The sequence below is a fragment of the Planomonospora algeriensis genome, from assembly GCF_977012225.1.
Genome location: NZ_CDRNDK010000857.1, coordinates 1 through 1,345, shown reverse-complemented (window position 1 = coordinate 1,345; position 1,345 = coordinate 1). Strand labels below are relative to the sequence as shown.

Genomic DNA, 1,345 nt, shown 5'->3' with positions numbered 1-1,345 from the left:
GATTGACTTCCTCCCCCGCCTAAAGGCGGGGGATTCCAGCGGTCGCCCGCTGGGGTTCCTGCTTCACTGACGACCGCCCCGTCCGGGAGGACTCCCGTTGAGGTCTCACACCGTCTCCACAGGCAGACGCCGCCAGCCCGGCGGCCAGGATGTTGCGTGCCGCGTTCACGTCGCGGTCATGCACGGTGCCGCAGTCGCACGTCCACTCGCGGACGTTCAGCGGCAGCTTCCCGCGGATCGTGCCGCAGGCTCCGCACAGCTTGGAGCTGGGGAACCAGCGGTCGATCACGACGAGTTCACGCCCGTACCAGGCGCACTTGTACTCCAGCATGGAGCGCAGTTCCGTCCACGACGCGTCCGAGATGGCTCGCGCGAGCGAGTGGTTCTTCAGCAGGTTGCGGACGGTGAGGTCCTCGATCACGACCGTTTGGTTCTCACGGACGAGTCGAGTGGTCAGCTTGTGCAGGAAGTCGCGGCGGCGGTCGGCGATCCGCGCGTGGACGCGAGCGACCTTGCTGCGGGCCTTCTCTCGGTTGGCCGAACCCTTCGCCTTCCGGGACAGCTCACGCTGCGCGCGGGCGAGGCGGGCGCGGTCACGCCGCTCGTGCTCAGGGTTGGCGATCTTCTCCCCGGTGGACAGGGTCACCAGGGACGTGACCCCGGCGTCGATGCCGACCGCGTTCGCAGTGGCGGGCGCGGGCGCGATGGAGTCCTCGCACAGCAGGGACACGAACCAGCGCCCGGCCGCATCACGGGACACCGTCACGGTCGTAGGCTCCACGCCTTCGGGCAGGGGACGCGACCAGCGGATGTCCAACGGGTCGGCCATCTTCGCCAGCGTCAGCTTCCCGTCACGCCACGTGAACGCACTACGGGTGTACTCGGCCGACGCACGGGACTTCTTCCTCGACTTGAAGCGCGGGTACTTCGCACGCTTGGCGAAGAAGTTCCCGAACGCGGTCTGAAGGTGGCGCAGCGCCTGCTGGAGGGGGACGGAGGACACCTCAGCCAGGAAGGCGAGCTCCTCGCTCTTCTTCCACTCGGTGAGCTCCGCCGAGGACTGCACGTAGGAGATTCTGCGCTGCTCGCCGTACCAGGCCCGCGTGCGCTCCTCCAGCGCCTTGTTGTACACGAGGCGGACGCAGCCGAACGTGCGGGACAGCTCGGCTGCCTGCTCGTCCGTGGGGTAAAAGCGGTACTTGAAAGCCCGCTTGACCTGCTGCGTCATGCCTCACATCGTATCAGTTCCCGTGTGAGCGGCGGGTTTCGGTCGGTGGCCGTAGACGCCGGATCGCCCTGGCGGCGATTCGCCTTTCCCTGCCCCGCTACGCGGGAGCTTCGTTTC

1 protein-coding gene is annotated in these 1,345 nt (G+C 67.6%); it reads right to left on the bottom strand.

The window, feature by feature from the left end; translation table 11 throughout:
* Window positions 1-19: 19 nt before the first annotated feature.
* The gene (locus ACWJ6R_RS36405; RefSeq protein ID WP_449066559.1) at window positions 20-1,228 is read right to left on the bottom strand and encodes an RNA-guided endonuclease InsQ/TnpB family protein; all 1,209 of its coding nucleotides are present in this window, start codon (window positions 1,226-1,228) and stop codon (window positions 20-22) included.
* Window positions 1,229-1,345: the final 117 nt, after the last annotated feature.

Bases quoted from the DNA above. Each gene is read 5' to 3' on its own strand.
- ACWJ6R_RS36405 (WP_449066559.1), bottom strand. From the start codon at position 1,228: ATGACGCAGCAGGTCAAGCGGGCTTTCAAGTACCGCTTTTACCCCACG.